The following is a 15760-nucleotide window of genomic DNA, read 5'->3' on the forward strand; positions in this document are numbered from 1 at the left end:
TGGGCGTGAGGCGTGGGCGTGGGCACTCCGGGGAGCGGGGGCGGGCTTCGGCGGGGACATGGGGTGGCGGCCGGAACATGGGCGGGGGCACGCGGCGACACCCCAGTGCCCTCCGGCACCCCCGGACATCCCCTGCCCCCGGCGTCTGAGCGCCCCCACCCCAGCGCTCCCCTGACTGCCCCCGAGCCCCGGCGGACCGGCATCCAGGGCCCACCTTTGTGAGAGCGATCCCGCATGGCCTCCTCGGTAAAGGGGACACAAAAACCGACCACCCGGGCGCCGCAACCCCAGTGCCCACCGGCACCACCCCAGCCCTCTGACCGCCCCCGCCCCCCTAAAAACGAAAGGGAGGCCGGGACCGTGTCCCCGCCTCCCTCCGGCACATCTCACGCCGACCGGCGTTGTCGCGGCCCGGACCCGGCTGCCCGGATCCGGACCCGTCGCTTATCCGCAGGACGAGCAGCACGCGTGGTGGTGATGCCCCTCGTCCTCGATCTTGGGAAGAGACCCGTCCGCAAGGGGCGCAGTGACCGCCGCCGCGATCTCTTTCGCCGGAGCCTTTTCCGGGTACCGGCGCCAGTGCAGCAGAAGGGACGAGTTGGCCACCACAATGACCGATCCGGCGTTGTGGACGATGGCCGCCCAGAAGGGGTTCAGAAGTCCGGCCATGGCCAGCGCGATGCCCAGGAAGTTCAGGCCCAGGGACACGGCGATGTTGAACCGGACGGTTCCCATCATGCGCCGGGACAGGGCGACCATGTGAGGGACGAACCGGATGTCGTCGCGGATCAGGACCACGTCCGCCGCGTCGACGGCAATATCCGAACCCACGCCGCCCATGGCCAGCCCGACCCGGGCCCGCTTCAGGGCGGGGGCGTCGTTGATGCCGTCACCGATCATCAGCAGCGGCTCGCCCCGACGCTCCATGGCGTCGATGGCCTCCAGCTTGTCGCCGGGGAGACAGTTGGCCCGGACAGTGTGGATGCCGGCGCTGCGGGCGATGGTCCGGGCCGCCTCGGGGGCGTCGCCGGTCAGCAGGACGGGCGCCATGCCCAGGCCCTTCAGACGGGACACGGTCTCGGGGGCTTCGGGACGCAGGGTGTCCGCAAGGGCGACCAGCCCGGCGTAGCGACCGTCCACGGCCACATGGACCGGCGTTGCGCCGCTGGCAGCCAGGGTCTCGAGCTCGTGACGGACGCTCTCGGGGATGCTGACCGAGCGGCTCTCGAGAAAGGCCGCCTTGCCCGCCAGGACCGACTGGCCCCCCACGGTGCCCTCGACGCCCATGCCCGGAAGCATGGCGAAGTCCGAGGCCCGGTCAAGGTGACCCTGCCGCGCGCGGGCCGCGCGAACCACCGCCTTCCCGAGGGGGTGCTCCGAGCTCTCCTCCACCGCGCCGGCCAGGGCCAGCAGGCGGTCCTCGGTCAGGGACGGGTCAGCCGGGACAACACGCACCACCTCCGGGCGGCCCCAGGTCAGGGTGCCGGTCTTGTCGAACGCGATGTTCCGCACGCCGGCCAGACGCTCCAGGGCGTCCCCGGCCCGGACCAGGATACCGTATTTGGTCAGGTTGCCGATGGCGGCCACAATGGCGGTGGGCGTCGCCAGAACAAGGGCGCAGGGGCAGAACACCACTAGGACGGAGGCGGCGCGCATCAGGGCCTCCTCGGGGCCGATGAGCCAGAAACACACGGCCCAGGTCCCGATGGCCGAGAGCACCGCACCGTACACGATCCAGCGGGCCCAGCGGTCCATCAGACGCACGATCCGCGCCTTGGACGCGTCCGCCGAGCGGACCAGCGCGATCATGCGACCGATGGCGGAGTCCCCGGACTCCCGGGTGGCCCGATAGGTCAGGGCCCCCAGCTGGTTCAGCGTGCCGCCGAACAGCTCGTCGCCGGGCTCCTTGTCGGCGGGCAGCGGCTCACCGTTGATGAGGGACTGGTCCACCGCGCTGCGGCCGTCCAGGACCACGCCGTCCACCGGTACGGTCTCGCCGGGCAGAACCCGAAGGACATCGCCGACGCGGACCTGGGTCGCCACAACGACCTCCTCCACGCCGTCGTGCAGGCGGCGGGCCGTCCGGGGCGTCAGGCGCACCAGCTTCTCGATGCCGGCCCGGGCGCGGGCGACGGTGCGCTCCTCCAGAAGCTCACCGAGCATCATGATGAAGGCCACCTCGCCGGCCGCGAAAATCTCGTCGAGATAGATACAGGCGGCAAGGGCCAGGGTCACCAGAAGGCCCGCCGTGATGGCGCGGCTGCGCGCAAGACCATCCAGGGCGGACCAGACAATGGGCCCTCCGCACAGGACAACGGCGATCCACGCCACATCCTGGCCCAGGACCGTCACGTCAAACGCACTCGCCACGAGGGCGGCCAGCGAAATCAGGAGAATGAGGGTGTTTCTCGGCCCCTCATCGGTCAGAAAGCGGGTAACGAACGTCATGTCGGGTTCCCTCCCGGTGTTATACGCATACCCCCTAGGGTATAAAAACCGCGGGGAATGTCAAGCGGGCAGCGGGAAAGTTTCACAGGGACGGAGTGGAGCTGGGGCCCGGAAAAGGACGCTCGCGGGGCCAAGGGCCTGTCAAAAAAAGGGTTTTGGCCCCCGATCGCCCGCCCGACCCGGCGTGTTCAGGCGGAGCGCACCGCCGGGGCACGCCCCTACCCCAGGGGGGTATGCCGCCCGACTCCGGACCCGACCGGGGCAAGCGAACCGGCCCCCGCAGGCTCGGGGAAGCCCTGCAAAGCTCCGGTCCCCGGGCTCGACCCGGGGGCAGGATTGAGGCCGGGACCGCGACCGGACCGGTCACACGTCCGCGACCGATCCGCCAGCCGAACACCCGCGAGCCCCTCCAGCGAGGCCCCTCAACCTAGGACACGGAGGGCACCAGCTCGAGCGGGGGGCGAAGCCCGAAGCGCTTGCGAAGGGAGTCGAACGCGTGCCGGTGAACCCCGGCGATCTGCTCGGGGAACCCGAGACGGGCCACGTCCCGGGACACGGTATCCAGGGTGACGGCCATGCCCTCCGGCGTCAGGGCGGTGTCGCCGAAGAACTCCTCGGGACTGTCGGTCAACCGGACAGCATCCAGCACCACCTTGGCACAGGCGGCGATGTGCCGGCCCTCCGTGCGGGCGGGAACAAGAGACTGGATGTAGCGCAGCCGGCTCATCCCCGAGGGCAGGCACCCGGCCACCATGGGGATGCTCAGGGTCCAGCCCATCAGGCCACCCTGCTCCAGCCGGAAGGACTGGCGCTGGGTCAGGGCAATGGCCATGTTCTCGCCGCCGCGAACCCCACGGCCCGTCACCAGACGCGCCAGAAGCTGGGAGAACAGGGCCCGCTCGATCTGGGGATCGTTGCGGGACAGGGGCTGGCGCCCGCCGATCTCCCGCACGAACCGCTCGAACAGGGCCCGGCGGGCCACGGGAAGACGGCCCTGCCGGAAGGCCTCGCGCAGCATCCGGACGCTCGGCTCCTCCGGATCGATGGCGAACTCGTCGGGTCGCCCGTCGATCAGGTCCAGAATGCCGAAAAAGGCGTGGGCCAGGTTTGCCCGGTTCCCCAGCATTTCCACCACAACGGCGCCCAGGAACAGAATGTCCGACATGAACTCGTCCAAAACGGGCTCGAAGGCCGGGACGGTGTTTTGCTCCAGCGCAAGCAGAAGAATGTGGAGCTTCCGCCGGAAGTCACGAACCCTGTAAAGAGCCTGGGCCACCGCCTGCCGCGCCAGTGTGATTTCCGCCTCCGCAGGCAGGTTGGCCCTGCGCACAGCGTCGCAGAGCTCGGGAAAGCGCGTCAGGTCCAGCCCGGGGGGAAGGCCCGCGCTGTCGTAGCGGCGGGTCCGCTCGACCACGTCGTCAAACCAGGTGTAGAGCTCCTCACGGCGGGCGCGCACGCCAAAACGCTCGGGCTCCCGGTCGCACTGGGAGCGGACAACCGCCTCGATGGCACGGGCACACGCGTTCCCGTTGTGGTCGCGAAGACGACTCAGCGGCGTGTAGCAATGCAGGATCTCGGAGGGAAGAACGACGCCCGCCTCGATGTAGCTCTTGAGAACCCGGCTGATGGTCATGCGGGAGTCCAGGGAGTAGACATCCTCGACGGACGCGCAGACCCAGGGATCCTCTATGGAATTGATGCGGTGCAAGGGCGCGCTTCCAGACGAATTCCTGAAAAGACATCGGGAGTGTGGGATATGATCGTAAAGCAGATCCCGTCGCTCGAAAAGCGGGATTTCAGCGGTTGCCCGGGGAACCCGCTCCCCCGTTTCACACCCGGCACACCCGTTCCGGACCCGGAACACACAGGGGGCGCCAGGGGCCTGAGCGGCCACGGAGACTCCGAAAACCGGGCTCCGTCCGGAACGCCCGCGCCGGGAGCCGACCGCCCGCACGGCCCGGATCGCCCCGAAGGACCGGTCCTTCAGAGATATGCCCTGCCCTTATAAGAATCAATGGGCATGGGCGACAACGTCCTGCGGCCCCGCCAAATCGCGCCACCAGAACAACTCAGGGATGCGACACACCCCCAGCCCGCAGGAGGCCGGAACCCCGGTGCCCCAACACCGCAAAATCAGTTGAAGGCCGGGGGCGTGCGCCCCATCTACAGGGCGAGACCGCGCGCAAGCCGGAGACCGGGGCGCGGCCCCCACGCTCGGCCTGCGCGCCGCACTCTGGAATTACACACCGGTTTGTGTATATAGTGACGCGAGCAAAAGGCCCAACTCTCTCGGGGCAGCACTTTCCCGCCGCTTCGAGTTCACTTCGCAGGCCCTGAACCCGACATGCACGTCAGCATTGGATACAGCGAAAACCCCGACACCACGCTTGCGGGACTTCAGGCAGCCCAGACGGCCCTGAGAGCCGGGATTTCCACCCAGCCCTGTCTGATGGTGCTGCTGTTTTCGACAGCGCGCCACGACCCCGCCGTGCTGAGGCAGGCGGTGGCGTCTGTCTTTGGCCCCGAGGTCATGGTGGTAGGGGGCGGAGCCATCGGGGTCATCTCGAATGACCGCCTGGGCTACGCGGGGGATCAGGTGGGCCTGGCGGCCTTCTGGATGAAGGCCAACACGGTGGACCTCCTGGTCCAGGGCGATGTGCCCCAGAACGAGGATGCGACCGGCGAGGCCCTGGGAAAACGGCTCTCCGCCTTGGGCGTGACCCCGGCCTCCCCGGTCCTGTTCTTCTACGACGCGGTGGACCGGGCACGGTGCGGGCTTCAGCCCGTGATGGTCACCCCCATGCTGGAGGGCATGAAGCGGACCCTGGGCTACTACCCCGCCCTGTGCGGCGCGGGGCTCCAGGGCGATTTCATCTGCACTCCCACAAAGCAGTGGACCGGCGACGGAATTTCCAGCGGCAACGCGCTGGCCCTTGTGTTCTCGAACGGGGTGCAGATCGACACCACCATCATCCACGGCTGCTGGCCCGCAACCGGGTACTACACCGTCACCCGGGCCGACCGGCAGACCATTCTGGAGATCGACGGGGTTCCGGCCCTGACCTTCATGAACTCCCTTCTGGGAGAGGCCATTCCGCCCGAGGAGTACGCCTTTTTCCTGATGCTCGGCGTGAACAAGGGAGACCCCTGGGCCGACTTCAACGAGAACAGCTATGTGAACCGGCTGTGCCTCACCATCGACCGGGAACGCAACGGACTCGTGATGTTCGAGCCGGACATGGTGGAGGGCACCCGCTTCCAGATCATGCACCGGAGCATGGACCTGAACTACATCCCTCCGAAGGTCGAGGGATTATTTAATCGTCTGAACGGTAGAAAACCGGTTTTTGCCTTCTATATCGATTGTGCGGGCCGCGCTGCGGCCTACGCGGGAATTGATCAGGAGGATGGCCAGACCGTGCGGGAAATCGTCGGCGACCGGGTTCCTCTCCTGGGGATTTACTCGGGCGTTGAGATCGCCTCCGTTGAGGGGCTGCCCAGAGGACTCGATTGGACGGGCGTTTTCTGCCTGTTTAGTGTGGAAACATGAGCGAGAACAAAAACCGCGATGAAAACTCAGCCGCGACCCCGGCCGAACTTCAGCGGGAAAACCGGTACCTTCGCAAATGCCTCGAACACAGCGCGGCGCGCCTTCTGATCGCCGACACCCGGGCGATTGCCATTCGCCAGGAGCTCGAGCAGAAGCGCCGGGGCTTCGCGCTTATGGCCGAGCTGGCCGTGGCGCTGGGGCATGACGCGGACTACCAGGGCGTTTTCAACTCCACCGCCCGGCGCATCAACGCCGCCTTGAACATGCAGCGCACGGCCGTGCTGATTCCGGCCGGGGGAAGCGCCTTCAAGCCCATTGTGCTCCAGGGGTACTCCCAGGAGGAGCAGGACAAAATCGGGCGGCGCCTCATCAAGGTCGGCCCCGATCTCCTGGACCCCAGAAACCCCATGCTGATCACCGGCGACGACCCGAAAGAGCTCCACGCCGCCTTCCGCAGCTCCCTCGCCCTGCCCTACCTGATCGCGGCACCGGTGCTGCTGCACAGTAACATTGTCGCCCTGGTCGTCACGGGCCGCATGACCGAGCAGCGCCCCTTCCTCCCCCAGCTGGGGTGGACCGACGTGGAAACCGTCCAGACCGTGGCCTCGTACCTGGCCGCCATCCTCGCCGGATATCGCCTGCGCCAGGCCGAGGATCTCGCCAACGTGGACCCCCTGACCCAGTTGCCCAACCTGCGCGGCACCACCGAGCGCATGAGCCAGATCCTGGACTACGCCCGAAACGAGAACCTCTACGCCGCGACCCTGTTCGTCGACCTGGACAGCTTCAAGGTGGTGAACGACACCCACGGCCACGCGGTGGGGGACATGGTGCTGCGCGTCGTGGCCGAGCGCCTGACCCACGCCGTGCGCGAGTTCGACCTTGTGGGCCGCATTGGGGGCGACGAGTTTATCGTGGTCCTGTCCCACATCTCCCGGCCGGACGACGCGGCCACCGCGGCCAGGAAGATCATCACCTCCCTGTCCCAGCCCATCGAGATCAACGGCGCCCTGTGCCAGGTGGGCGCCAGCGTGGGCATCGCCATCTTCCCGGAGCACGGAACGGACGAGTCCGTGCTGATCCACGTGGCGGACGAGGCCATGTACGAGGTCAAGCGCACCGGAAAGAACAACTTCGCCTATGCCCGCCGGTCGGTGGCGCTCTGAAACCGGCTCCCGGGGCGGGATCGTCCGCCCCCCGTGATCCCGACCCCGTCCGGCCGCCTCCCTTTCCCGCCGGACCACCCGGCCGCAGGCCGGACACGACCCGTGCGGTGGCACCCCCGCAACTCCCCCCGGGAAACCCGTTGACACGCACCGGGCTCCCATGATGTCCTGGCCCCCGACCCCATATCCGGGTATCGGACTCTCCCCACACGAAGGGCGGTGCCATGAACTCCTACGCCGAGCCGGGGCGGAACGCCGGATCCCCGCAGCCGGACGGACCCGCGCGGACGGGTCGCGCCCCCAGGGCCAGCGGCAAACCGGGCGACACCCGCGCTCCGCACAGACCCGGACCGGGAACGGCGGCCCCGGGCCACCCCTCGCCGGATCCGGGCACGCCCGCGGGCACGCCCAGGGATTCCGCCGCGCCGGGCCCCTTCACCTTCATTGACCTGTTCGCGGGGATCGGCGGCCTGCGCCGCGGCTTCGAGACCATCGGCGGCACCTGCGTCTTCACCAGCGAGTGGGACCGGTTCAGCCAGAAGACCTACCGCGCCAACTATCCCCACGACGCCCATCCGATTTTCGGCGACATCACCGCGCGGACCGACGACGACATCCCTCCCCACGACGTCCTTCTGGCGGGCTTCCCCTGCCAGCCGTTCTCCATTGCGGGCGTATCGAAGAAAAACGCCCTGAACCGCCCCCATGGCTTTGCCTGTGAATCCCAGGGCACGCTGTTTTTCGAGATCCGCCAGATCCTGGAGCGCCACCGCCCGAAGGCCTTCCTTCTGGAGAACGTCCGGAACCTGGCCAGTCACGACCGGGGCCGGACCTTTTCCGTGATCCGCAAGGTGCTGGAGGAGGATCTGGGCTACCACGTGCAGTACCGGATCCTGGATGCGAAATCCTGGCTCCCCCAGCACCGGGAGCGGATCTTCATCGCCGGGTTCCGGGATCCCTGCGCCTTCCGGTTCGACGCCCTCGAATGCCCCGAGCCCGCGTCCGGCCCCCGGCTGGGCACGATCCTGCATCCGGAAAACGGCGCCGAGGCCCCCGAGCCCCCCTACACCGAAGGCAACATCGGCCGGGTCTCGCCGCGCTACACCCTCAGCACCCACCTGTGGACCTATCTTCAGGAGTACGCGGCCCGGCACAGGGCCCGGGGCAACGGCTTCGGCTTCGGCCTGTGCGGACCGGAGGATGTGGCCCGGACCCTCTCGGCGCGCTACTATAAGGACGGCTCGGAAATCCTGATCCATCAGGACGGCGGGCGACCGCCCCGGCGCCTGACCCCACGGGAGTGCGCCCGCCTGATGGGCTTCGACAAACCCGGCGGGCAGGACTTCGTCATTCCCGTCTCGGACACCCAGGCCTACCGGCAGTTCGGGAACTCGGTGGCCGTGCCGGTGGTGGAGGCCGTTGCCCGCCTGATGAGCCCCTTCATCCACAGCGCCTGAGCCCCGGACCGGGGAAGGAGCGGGCATGGCCGACATTTTCGACCCCGAAAAACGCAGTACCCTCATGGCCGGGATCCGCAGCCGGGACACGGCTCCGGAAATCGCCCTGCGCAAGGCCCTGTTTGCCCGCGGCCTGCGCTACCGCATCCATGACCGGACCCTGCCCGGAACCCCGGACCTGGTGTTCCCCCGCTTCCTGGCTGTGATCTTCGTGAACGGCTGCTTCTGGCACGCCCATGACTGCCACCTGTTCCGCCTTCCCGGCTCCCGGACAGCGTTCTGGGAAGCCAAGCTCAACGGCAACCGGGCCCGGGATTGCGCCCATGCGAACGCGCTTCTGACACAGGGCTGGCGCGTGCTCACGGTCTGGGAATGCGCCCTGAAGGGCCGCACCCGCCTGGCGCCGGAGGCCCTGGTGGAGCGGGTTGTCGAGTGGCTGGAGTCCGGCGCGGCCAGCGGCTGTATCGAGGGGGCGCGGCCCGGCACCGCCCCGTCCAAGGGGGCCGGCCGCGACACGGCCCGCCAGGCTGCCAGCGACGGCGCCACCGGGGCTGCCTGCGTGCCCGCCACCGCACCCGCGCCCGGCCCGCACACCCCGGTGCAGAAAGGCGGGCGGGCCATTGGGAACACGGGTGTCCGGACGGACACGCAGACAGCGCCGGCCAAAGCCCCGGCCGGGAGGGCCAAAGCCCCGACCGGGAAGACGAACCGCAGCAGGCGACGGGGCACCGGAGCCCCGCCCTCCGCTAGCGAAGACTGAACTGCACCGGCACCACCAGGGTGATGGTGCTGCCCCGGATCTCCTCCGGAGGCGCGGGCAGGGGGCTGGCCCGGGTGGTCAGCTCCACCGCCTCCCGGTCCAGAGCCGCATGGCCGCTGGAGGTGCGCAGCGCCGCCGAAAGAACCTGGCCGCTCCGGTCGATCACAATAGCGACATGGGCGGTTCCCTGAAGCGCCCGGGACCGGGCCGACGCCGGGTATCGCTTGCGCCGCTCCAGGTGCGCCAGGACACGCCCCTGCCAGGTCTGAAGCACCGCCGGAGACGGAGACGGAGCCCGGGCCGGGGCCTCGGCCGCCGCTGAGGGGGCCGCCGGGGCTGCACGCGGGGGCTCGGCGGCCGCCCTGGGCTGGGGCTTCACAGGCCTGGGGCGGGCAGCCGGCTCGGGCTTGGGCTCGACCGGGGGCTGGACCCGGGGTTCCGGTTCCGGCTCAGGCTCCGGAGGTGGAGGCGGAGGCTCCTCGGGGGGCGCGGGCTCAGGTGGCGCATCCTCCTCGGGGGGCGTGTCGGGCGCCGCGTCATCCGCAGGCGCGGCGGGCGCGGGAGCCAGGTCCACCATCAGCACCGGAGGCTCGGCCGCCGCAACGGGCGGCGGCGAACGGACCCCCAGCAGAAGCACGCCCAGCATCACATGTACCCCCACCACGGCAAGGGTAGCCCCCACGATCAACCCCAGGGGTGGCCGGTCCTCACGGGCCACGTCCGCCAGCAGGACGGGTACGTCACGGCTCATGGTGCCGCACTCTCCAGCCCCACGAAGGCGACCCTCAGGAACCCGGCGCCGCGAACCCGCTCCACCACGCCCATCAGCTGGCCGTAGGGCAGATCCTGATCGGCGTGGATGAACAGGCGTTCCTCCCGGTCGCCGCCGCTGGCGGTTTCAAGGGCCGCGCCCAGGGTCTCCAGGGTGACGGGCTCCTCCTGAAGGAAGAGCGCCCCGTCCGCGCGGATGCTCAGGGTCAGGGGCGGGGTGTCCCGCGGGGGCGCCGCAACCGGATTGACCTGCGGCAGGTCCACCTTGATATCCACCGTGGCCAGCGGGGCCGCGACCATGAAAATGATCAGCAGAACCAGCATCACGTCGATAAAGGGGACCACGTTGATCTCCGAGAGCTCGCCGGCAGCGGGCTCCCCGGCGTCGGAGGACAGGTACAGGGCCATGGCGCCTACCCCGCTGCCCGCAGAACCGTGGCGGTCTCGAACTCAAGATCCCGGGACAGGAGCCGCATCACGGCCGAGGACGTGTCCCGCAGGGTTTTGCGGTAGGCGCTCAGGCGCCGGGTGGAGAGGTTGTAGAGGATCACCGCGGGGATGGCCGCCACCAGGCCCAGCGCCGTGGCCAGCAGAGCCTCGGCAATGCCCGGAGCCACCACCGCGAGGCTCGTGGTCCGGGTTGCCGCGATGCCGATAAAGCTGTTCATGATGCCCCACACCGTTCCGAACAGACCGATGAACGGCGCCGACGCGCCGACCGTGGCCAGGAACCCGAGGCCCGTGGTGCGCGTGTGCACCGCCGAGGCCTCGAGCCGTTCCAGCCGGGCGGCCACCCGCTCCTTGATGCCCTCGCGGCACAGGGGCATGTGCGCAAGGCGCGCAGCCGTCTGGGCCCGCTCGTCCCGGGCGCAACCGGGCAGGGCCAGCTCCGGGCCCTTGAACCGGTCCAGAAGCCGCAGGGCCTCGTCCAGGGTCCGGGCGGTCTCCAGAACCCCGAGAACCGTGCCCAGGCGCGCCTGGGCGGCCCGCATGTCCCTGGATCTCACAAGCCAGACAGACCAGGTCGCAACCGAGGCCAGGACCAGAACCACGATCACGGTCTGAACAATGAAGTCGGCGCCGAGAAACATGGCGGAAATGGACAGGTCCGAAGCCACCGGGAGATCGGGTGCGGCAGAGAGGGACGGGGCGGAGGGGGGAACGGCAGAGGGGGAGGGCATGCGGAACCTCGCACGGAAACGGGGGCAGGATACGACCGTGACGATGTCGGCCGGCATTGCGCCTGATAGTCATTCTCTTTACAGGGGTTTGTCAAGGGTGTTCCCCCGGGAAATCGCGCGGCGCACGTGGGGCAAAACGCCCGCGCCACAGACAACACCGTTCGGCCACGGGCAACGCCCTCCGCAACGGAGCCCAGCAGCCAGTGCCCCAAAGTGCCCCTGCGTCTCCCCCGTGTCCGGCCTCACCGCCCCCTCCCTGATCTCGGCCACTCCGGCGCACTCCCGCCTGGCAACGCTGTTCGGCCACGGGCAGCCCCGGGCCCGAAATCCGTCCCACGTCCGCGACCGCCCCGGGGGTTCAGAGGCGCATCCGCCAGCGCCACGGAGGCCCCTCCAACCCGGGTTCACCGCCCACCCTGCCGCCCCGTGGCAGCGAGGCCCCGGGCTCGTCCCGAACCGTCCCGCCGCCGCGCCGGCCGCTCCGGGCTGCCCGGACCTCAGGCCCAGCCCTTCACCTCGGCGCCTGTCGCTGCCCGTCCCTTCCTTTTCCGTCCTTTCCCCCGCGGGCCCAAACGCGAGCCCCCCGCCCCCCCGAAACATTGGGAATCCCGGCGCGGGCACCGGTTGCGTCCCTGCCCAAACCACGCTACACAGCAGGGCCGGGGACACACCGCCCCCCGGACACCCCAGTCCGGCCGGTCCCGGACCCCGCCAACCCCCTACCCCGGCCACCCGGCCCGCCGCTGCCCCGCCCAACCGCCCGACGCCCGGAACGCCGGATGCCACCGCGGACACAGGACAGGGCCCAGGCCGCCGGATCGAACGGGAGTTCGCCCCGCCTCCGGGCCACCCCGGTTCCGAGCCGGGCAACGCCCCGGACCGATCGGCGCCCCAGAGCGGGCCCCCGGAGCTCCGTCTGCGGCCGTGTCCTGATGTCGCCCCGCGCCCGCGCCCGAGGCCCCGCCAACCGGAGGGCCCCGGGTCCACCGGACCGGGGATCTGCGGGATCCGGATCCGGTTCCGGGCGTCCGGTTTTTCGTTTTCCGTTTCCCTTCTGACTGTCAGGGTTCCCAATGGCTGCGCTTCCCCCCCTTCTGTCCCTTCGCGGAATCACCCTGGGCTACGGCGCCCGTCCCCTGTTCCGGGGCCTGGACCTGGACGTGGAGCCCGACGCCCGGCTTGCCCTTGTCGGGCGCAACGGATCGGGGAAATCCACGCTCCTGAAGATCCTGGCCGGAGACCTGGAGCCCGACTCGGGCACCGTCTTCCGGAAGCCGGGGACCACGGTGGCCACGGTGACCCAGGAGCCGGACCTGTCCGGGTTCGGGTCGCTGCGCGATGCGGTGGCCTCGGGGCTGCCGGAAAGCGAGGGGACCGAGGTCCACCGCGCCGACCGCCTTCTGGAGGGGCTGGGACTGGATCCGGACCGCTCGCCCGTCGGGCTGTCCGGCGGCGAGGCCCGGCGCGTGGCCATTGCCCGCGCCCTTGTGGCCGAACCCGAAGTCCTGCTTCTGGACGAGCCCACCAACCACCTGGACATCCCGGCGATCCTGTGGCTGGAGGAGCGGCTGCGGGCCTTCCGGGGCTCGCTGGTTCTCATCTCCCACGACCGGGCGTTCCTGTCGCGCCTGAGCCGGGCCACCCTGTGGCTGGACCGGGGCACCGTGCGCCGCCTGGACCGGGGCTTCGACGCCTTCGAGGCCTGGCGGGACGAGACCTTCGAGAACGAGGCCACCGCCGCCCACAAGCTGGACCGCCTGATCAAGGAGGAGGCCCGCTGGGCCGTGGAGGGCATCAGCGCCCGCCGCAAGCGCAACCAGGGGCGCCTTGCCCGGCTTCGGGAGCTGCGCACGGAGCGCGCCAGCGCCGTGGCCCGCCCCGGGCAGGTCCGGCTCCAGGCGGAGACCGGCTCCCAGTCCGGCAAGATGGTGGTGGAGGCCGAGGCCCTGGAAAAGGGCTACGGCGGACGAACCCTTGTGCGCTCGTTCACCACCCGCATCCTGCGGGGGGACAAGGTGGCCCTGGTGGGGCCCAACGGCGCCGGGAAAACCACGCTTCTGAAAATGCTGGTGGGCGAGCTGGAGCCGGATGCGGGAACCATCCGGTTTGGCACCAAACTGTCCCTGACCTTCCTGGACCAGGGACGCTCCAGCCTGGATCCGGACAAGACCCTGAAGGACACCCTGTGCGACGCCGGGGGCGACATGGTGGACGTGCTGGGCACCCCGCGCCACGTGCACAGCTACCTGCGGGACTTCCTGTTCGACGACTCCCGGGCCAACAGCCCGGTGGGCTCCCTGTCCGGGGGCGAGAAGAACCGACTCCTGCTGGCCCGCGCCCTGGCCCGTCCGTCCAACGTGCTGGTGCTGGACGAGCCCACCAACGATCTCGACATGGAGACGCTGGACCTGCTGGAGGAAATGCTCTCCACCTACTCGGGGACGCTCCTTCTGGTCAGCCACGACCGGGACTTCATCGACCGGGTCGCCACCTCCACCATCCTGCTGGACGGCCGCGGCGGCGTGATCGAATACGCGGGCGGCTACACGGACGCCATCGCCCAGGCCGGGGGCCCGCCCTGGGAGACCGGAACCCCGGAGCGCTCGGGTGACACCCGCCCGTCGGCTGAGCGCCCCGCCGCCCGCGCCGCCGAGCGCCCGGCTCCGAAACCCTCGAAGCCGTCGAAGCTGTCCTACCGGGAGAAGCGCCGGCTGGAGGAGCTCCCCGGGGAAATGGCCGCGCTTCAGGAGGAACTCCAGGCGCTGGAGGCGGCCCTGTCCGATGCCTCCCTCTACAGCCGGGATCCGGACGGCCACGCCGCCAAGGCCGAGCGCCACCAGAAGGCCACGAACGACCTGGCCCGCTGCGAGGAGGAGTGGCTGACCCTGGAGCTCCGGCGGGAGGAACTGGAGGGAGGCGCCTGACCCGCGCTCCCGGACCGCCGCTTGAGGCCCAGCGCGCGCCGGGCCCGACGCTCCCCGCCCCGGCTCTCACCCAACCGGGGCGACCATAACCGGCGCTTCCTGCTGACCCACGCTCCCGGCCCACGCGCCTACAACAGGCTCCCCGGGGGCGCCGGAGTGGCGCTCCCACCACGGACCCGCGCGCCCGTACAGCCCCCTGCCCGTCCAGCCGTCCCGGGGGCCCCATAACCGCGTCTGCCCCGACCCGCTCCCGCCCTGAAAAAGCCCCACCGCCGTCTTACGACGACCACGGGTGTGTGGCTTCCTTCCGGGACTGAACATGTCAGGCCCCCGCCCTGTCCTGTGGACCCCGGAGACGCTCATGAAGGCACTCAACAAACCGGCGCTGATCGGCCTCATTGGCGGCCTGAGCTGGGCCAGCACCGCGACCTACTACCGGGAGATCAACACGGTGGTGGGGGAACGCCGGGGCGGGCTCCACTCGGCGCGCTGCCTGATCCACAGCGTGGACTTCCAGGAGCTGGCGGAGTGCCAGAGCCAGGGCCGCTGGGATGACGCGGCCCGGATCCTCGCGGACGCCGCCCGCAGCCTGGAGAGCGGAGGCGCGGACTTCTTCCTTCTGTGCACCAACACCATGCACAAGGTGGCCGACGCCCTGGAGGATACGGTGTCGATCCCGTTCCTGCACATTGCGGACGCGACCGCCGCCGCCATCCTGACGACGGACGTCCGCACCGTGGGGCTTCTGGGAACCCGGTACACCATGGAGCTGGGCTTCTATGCGGACCGGCTGAAATCCCACGGCCTGACGGTTCTGGTCCCCGAGGCGGACCAGCGCCGGGACATCGACCGGATCATCTTCGAGGAACTGTGCCGGGAGCGGATCGAGGACACCTCGCGGGACCGTTACCGGGAGGTGATCGCGGACCTGAACGCCCGCGGGGCCGAAGGGGTCATCCTGGGCTGCACGGAAATCGGCCTGCTGATCGGAGACGGGGACAGCCCGGTGCCCCTGTTTGACACGGCCCGGATCCATGCCCGCATGGCGGCCCTGAAATCTCTGGCCTCGTGCGAACCGACGGACAGCTGAGCCCCGGACACCGGCGCCGCACCCTGCCAGCGCCCCGCGCCCGCCCCACACCCGGGCCCCGCACATCGGGGCCACGCCAGCGCCCGGAACGGAGCCGCGCCCCGGACCGACCCGATGGACGCCGAACCAGCGCCCGGAACGGAGCCCCGGCGCATGACCGCCCCGATGCGCCCCAATGCGCACCGGATCCGGTTCCGAAGCCCGCCCACTCACCCCATCCACCACAGAAAAAGCCCGCACGATCCGGTCCGGAACGGCGAGCTCTTCTTTTCGGGACGGGCCCGTCGGGGCGGGGTTCGCCCCCTCGTTCGGGGACACCAAGGCGGGGCCAGGTCCGCCCCGCTCGAAACCACCCGGTTGCGGCACCCCACCGGCGACGAGACCACCCGCCACCCGCGGCGACGGAGCGTGCC

The 15760-nt window shown here is 70.0% G+C and carries 11 protein-coding genes; 6 read left to right on the plus strand and 5 right to left on the minus strand.

All coding sequences use genetic code 11. The features are described 5' to 3' along the window. Positions 1-444: 444 nt before the first annotated feature. Both IHV25_RS02430 and IHV25_RS02435 read right to left on the minus strand, forming a co-directional pair. Positions 445-2448: a heavy metal translocating P-type ATPase gene (locus IHV25_RS02430; protein WP_192533363.1), complete on the minus strand. Its 2004-nt coding sequence runs from the start codon at positions 2446-2448 to the stop codon at positions 445-447. Between the two features lie 427 nt (positions 2449-2875). Further along, positions 2876-4156: a hypothetical protein gene (locus IHV25_RS02435; RefSeq protein WP_192533364.1), complete on the minus strand. Its 1281-nt coding sequence runs from the start codon at positions 4154-4156 to the stop codon at positions 2876-2878. A 636-nt stretch (positions 4157-4792) separates the two neighbouring features. On the opposite strand from IHV25_RS02435, the gene IHV25_RS02440 reads away from it, so the two are divergent. The 4 genes from IHV25_RS02440 (at position 4793) to IHV25_RS02455 (ending at position 9381) form a co-directional block, all read left to right on the plus strand. Then, positions 4793-5998, plus strand: a complete 1206-nt coding sequence (locus IHV25_RS02440; protein ID WP_192533365.1) for an FIST N-terminal domain-containing protein — start codon at positions 4793-4795, stop codon at positions 5996-5998. Continuing rightward, complete coding sequence (locus IHV25_RS02445) at positions 5995-7164, plus strand: GGDEF domain-containing protein (RefSeq protein WP_192533366.1); 1170 nt, start codon at positions 5995-5997, stop codon at positions 7162-7164. The genes IHV25_RS02440 and IHV25_RS02445 overlap by 4 nt, the downstream gene beginning before the upstream one ends. A gap of 224 nt (positions 7165-7388) precedes the next feature. Next, positions 7389-8621, plus strand: coding sequence for a DNA (cytosine-5-)-methyltransferase (dcm, locus tag IHV25_RS02450; RefSeq protein WP_192533367.1), 1233 nt, complete (start codon positions 7389-7391; stop codon positions 8619-8621). Positions 8622-8646: 25 nt separating this feature from the next. Then, positions 8647-9381 (plus strand): very short patch repair endonuclease, encoded by a 735-nt coding sequence (locus tag IHV25_RS02455; RefSeq protein ID WP_192533368.1) that lies wholly within the window; start codon positions 8647-8649, stop codon positions 9379-9381. On the opposite strand, the gene IHV25_RS02460 is transcribed toward IHV25_RS02455, so the two are convergent. The 3 genes from IHV25_RS02460 to exbB are packed head-to-tail and all read right to left on the minus strand — an operon-like array spanning position 9368 to position 11333. Further along, positions 9368-10132, minus strand: coding sequence for an energy transducer TonB family protein (locus IHV25_RS02460; RefSeq protein WP_192533369.1), 765 nt, complete (start codon positions 10130-10132; stop codon positions 9368-9370). The two genes, IHV25_RS02455 and IHV25_RS02460, sit on opposite strands and share 14 nt — an antisense overlap. Further along, entirely contained in the window at positions 10129-10560 is a 432-nt protein-coding gene (locus IHV25_RS02465) for a biopolymer transporter ExbD (protein WP_192533370.1), read from the minus strand. The genes IHV25_RS02460 and IHV25_RS02465 overlap by 4 nt, the downstream gene beginning before the upstream one ends. Positions 10561-10565: 5 nt before the next feature. Further along, positions 10566-11333 carry a tonB-system energizer ExbB gene (exbB, locus tag IHV25_RS02470; protein WP_192533371.1) on the minus strand — a complete coding sequence of 256 codons (768 nt, stop codon included), beginning with the start codon at positions 11331-11333 and terminating at the stop codon, positions 10566-10568. Positions 11334-12406: 1073 nt separating this feature from the next. Between exbB and IHV25_RS02475 the strand changes: the two genes are divergently transcribed. Together IHV25_RS02475 and IHV25_RS02480 are read left to right on the plus strand one after the other, a co-directional pair. Further along, on the plus strand, positions 12407-14257 hold the full coding sequence (locus tag IHV25_RS02475; protein WP_192533372.1) for an ABC-F family ATP-binding cassette domain-containing protein: 1851 nt from the start codon (positions 12407-12409) through the stop codon (positions 14255-14257). Positions 14258-14618: 361 nt separating this feature from the next. Next, positions 14619-15347: an aspartate/glutamate racemase family protein gene (locus IHV25_RS02480; RefSeq protein ID WP_192533373.1), complete on the plus strand. Its 729-nt coding sequence runs from the start codon at positions 14619-14621 to the stop codon at positions 15345-15347. Positions 15348-15760 lie beyond the last annotated feature (413 nt).

The sequence above is a fragment of the Phaeovibrio sulfidiphilus genome (assembly GCF_014861485.1).
Taxonomy (GTDB): Bacteria; Pseudomonadota; Alphaproteobacteria; order Rhodospirillales; family Rhodospirillaceae; genus Phaeovibrio; species Phaeovibrio sulfidiphilus.

Excerpts from the sequence above, each read along its gene's own strand:
- exbB (WP_192533371.1), bottom strand. The coding sequence starts at position 11,333 with ATGCCCTCCCCCTCTGCCGTTCCCCCCTCCGCCCCGTCCCTCTCTGCC.
- IHV25_RS02455 (WP_192533368.1), top strand. The coding sequence starts at position 8,647 with ATGGCCGACATTTTCGACCCCGAAAAACGCAGTACCCTCATGGCCGGG.
- IHV25_RS02475 (WP_192533372.1), top strand. The coding sequence starts at position 12,407 with ATGGCTGCGCTTCCCCCCCTTCTGTCCCTTCGCGGAATCACCCTGGGC.
- IHV25_RS02430 (WP_192533363.1), bottom strand. The coding sequence starts at position 2,448 with ATGACGTTCGTTACCCGCTTTCTGACCGATGAGGGGCCGAGAAACACC.
- IHV25_RS02445 (WP_192533366.1), top strand. The coding sequence starts at position 5,995 with ATGAGCGAGAACAAAAACCGCGATGAAAACTCAGCCGCGACCCCGGCC.
- IHV25_RS02465 (WP_192533370.1), bottom strand. The coding sequence starts at position 10,560 with ATGGCCCTGTACCTGTCCTCCGACGCCGGGGAGCCCGCTGCCGGCGAG.
- dcm (WP_192533367.1), top strand. The coding sequence starts at position 7,389 with ATGAACTCCTACGCCGAGCCGGGGCGGAACGCCGGATCCCCGCAGCCG.
- IHV25_RS02460 (WP_192533369.1), bottom strand. The coding sequence starts at position 10,132 with ATGAGCCGTGACGTACCCGTCCTGCTGGCGGACGTGGCCCGTGAGGAC.
- IHV25_RS02440 (WP_192533365.1), top strand. The coding sequence starts at position 4,793 with ATGCACGTCAGCATTGGATACAGCGAAAACCCCGACACCACGCTTGCG.
- IHV25_RS02480 (WP_192533373.1), top strand. The coding sequence starts at position 14,619 with ATGAAGGCACTCAACAAACCGGCGCTGATCGGCCTCATTGGCGGCCTG.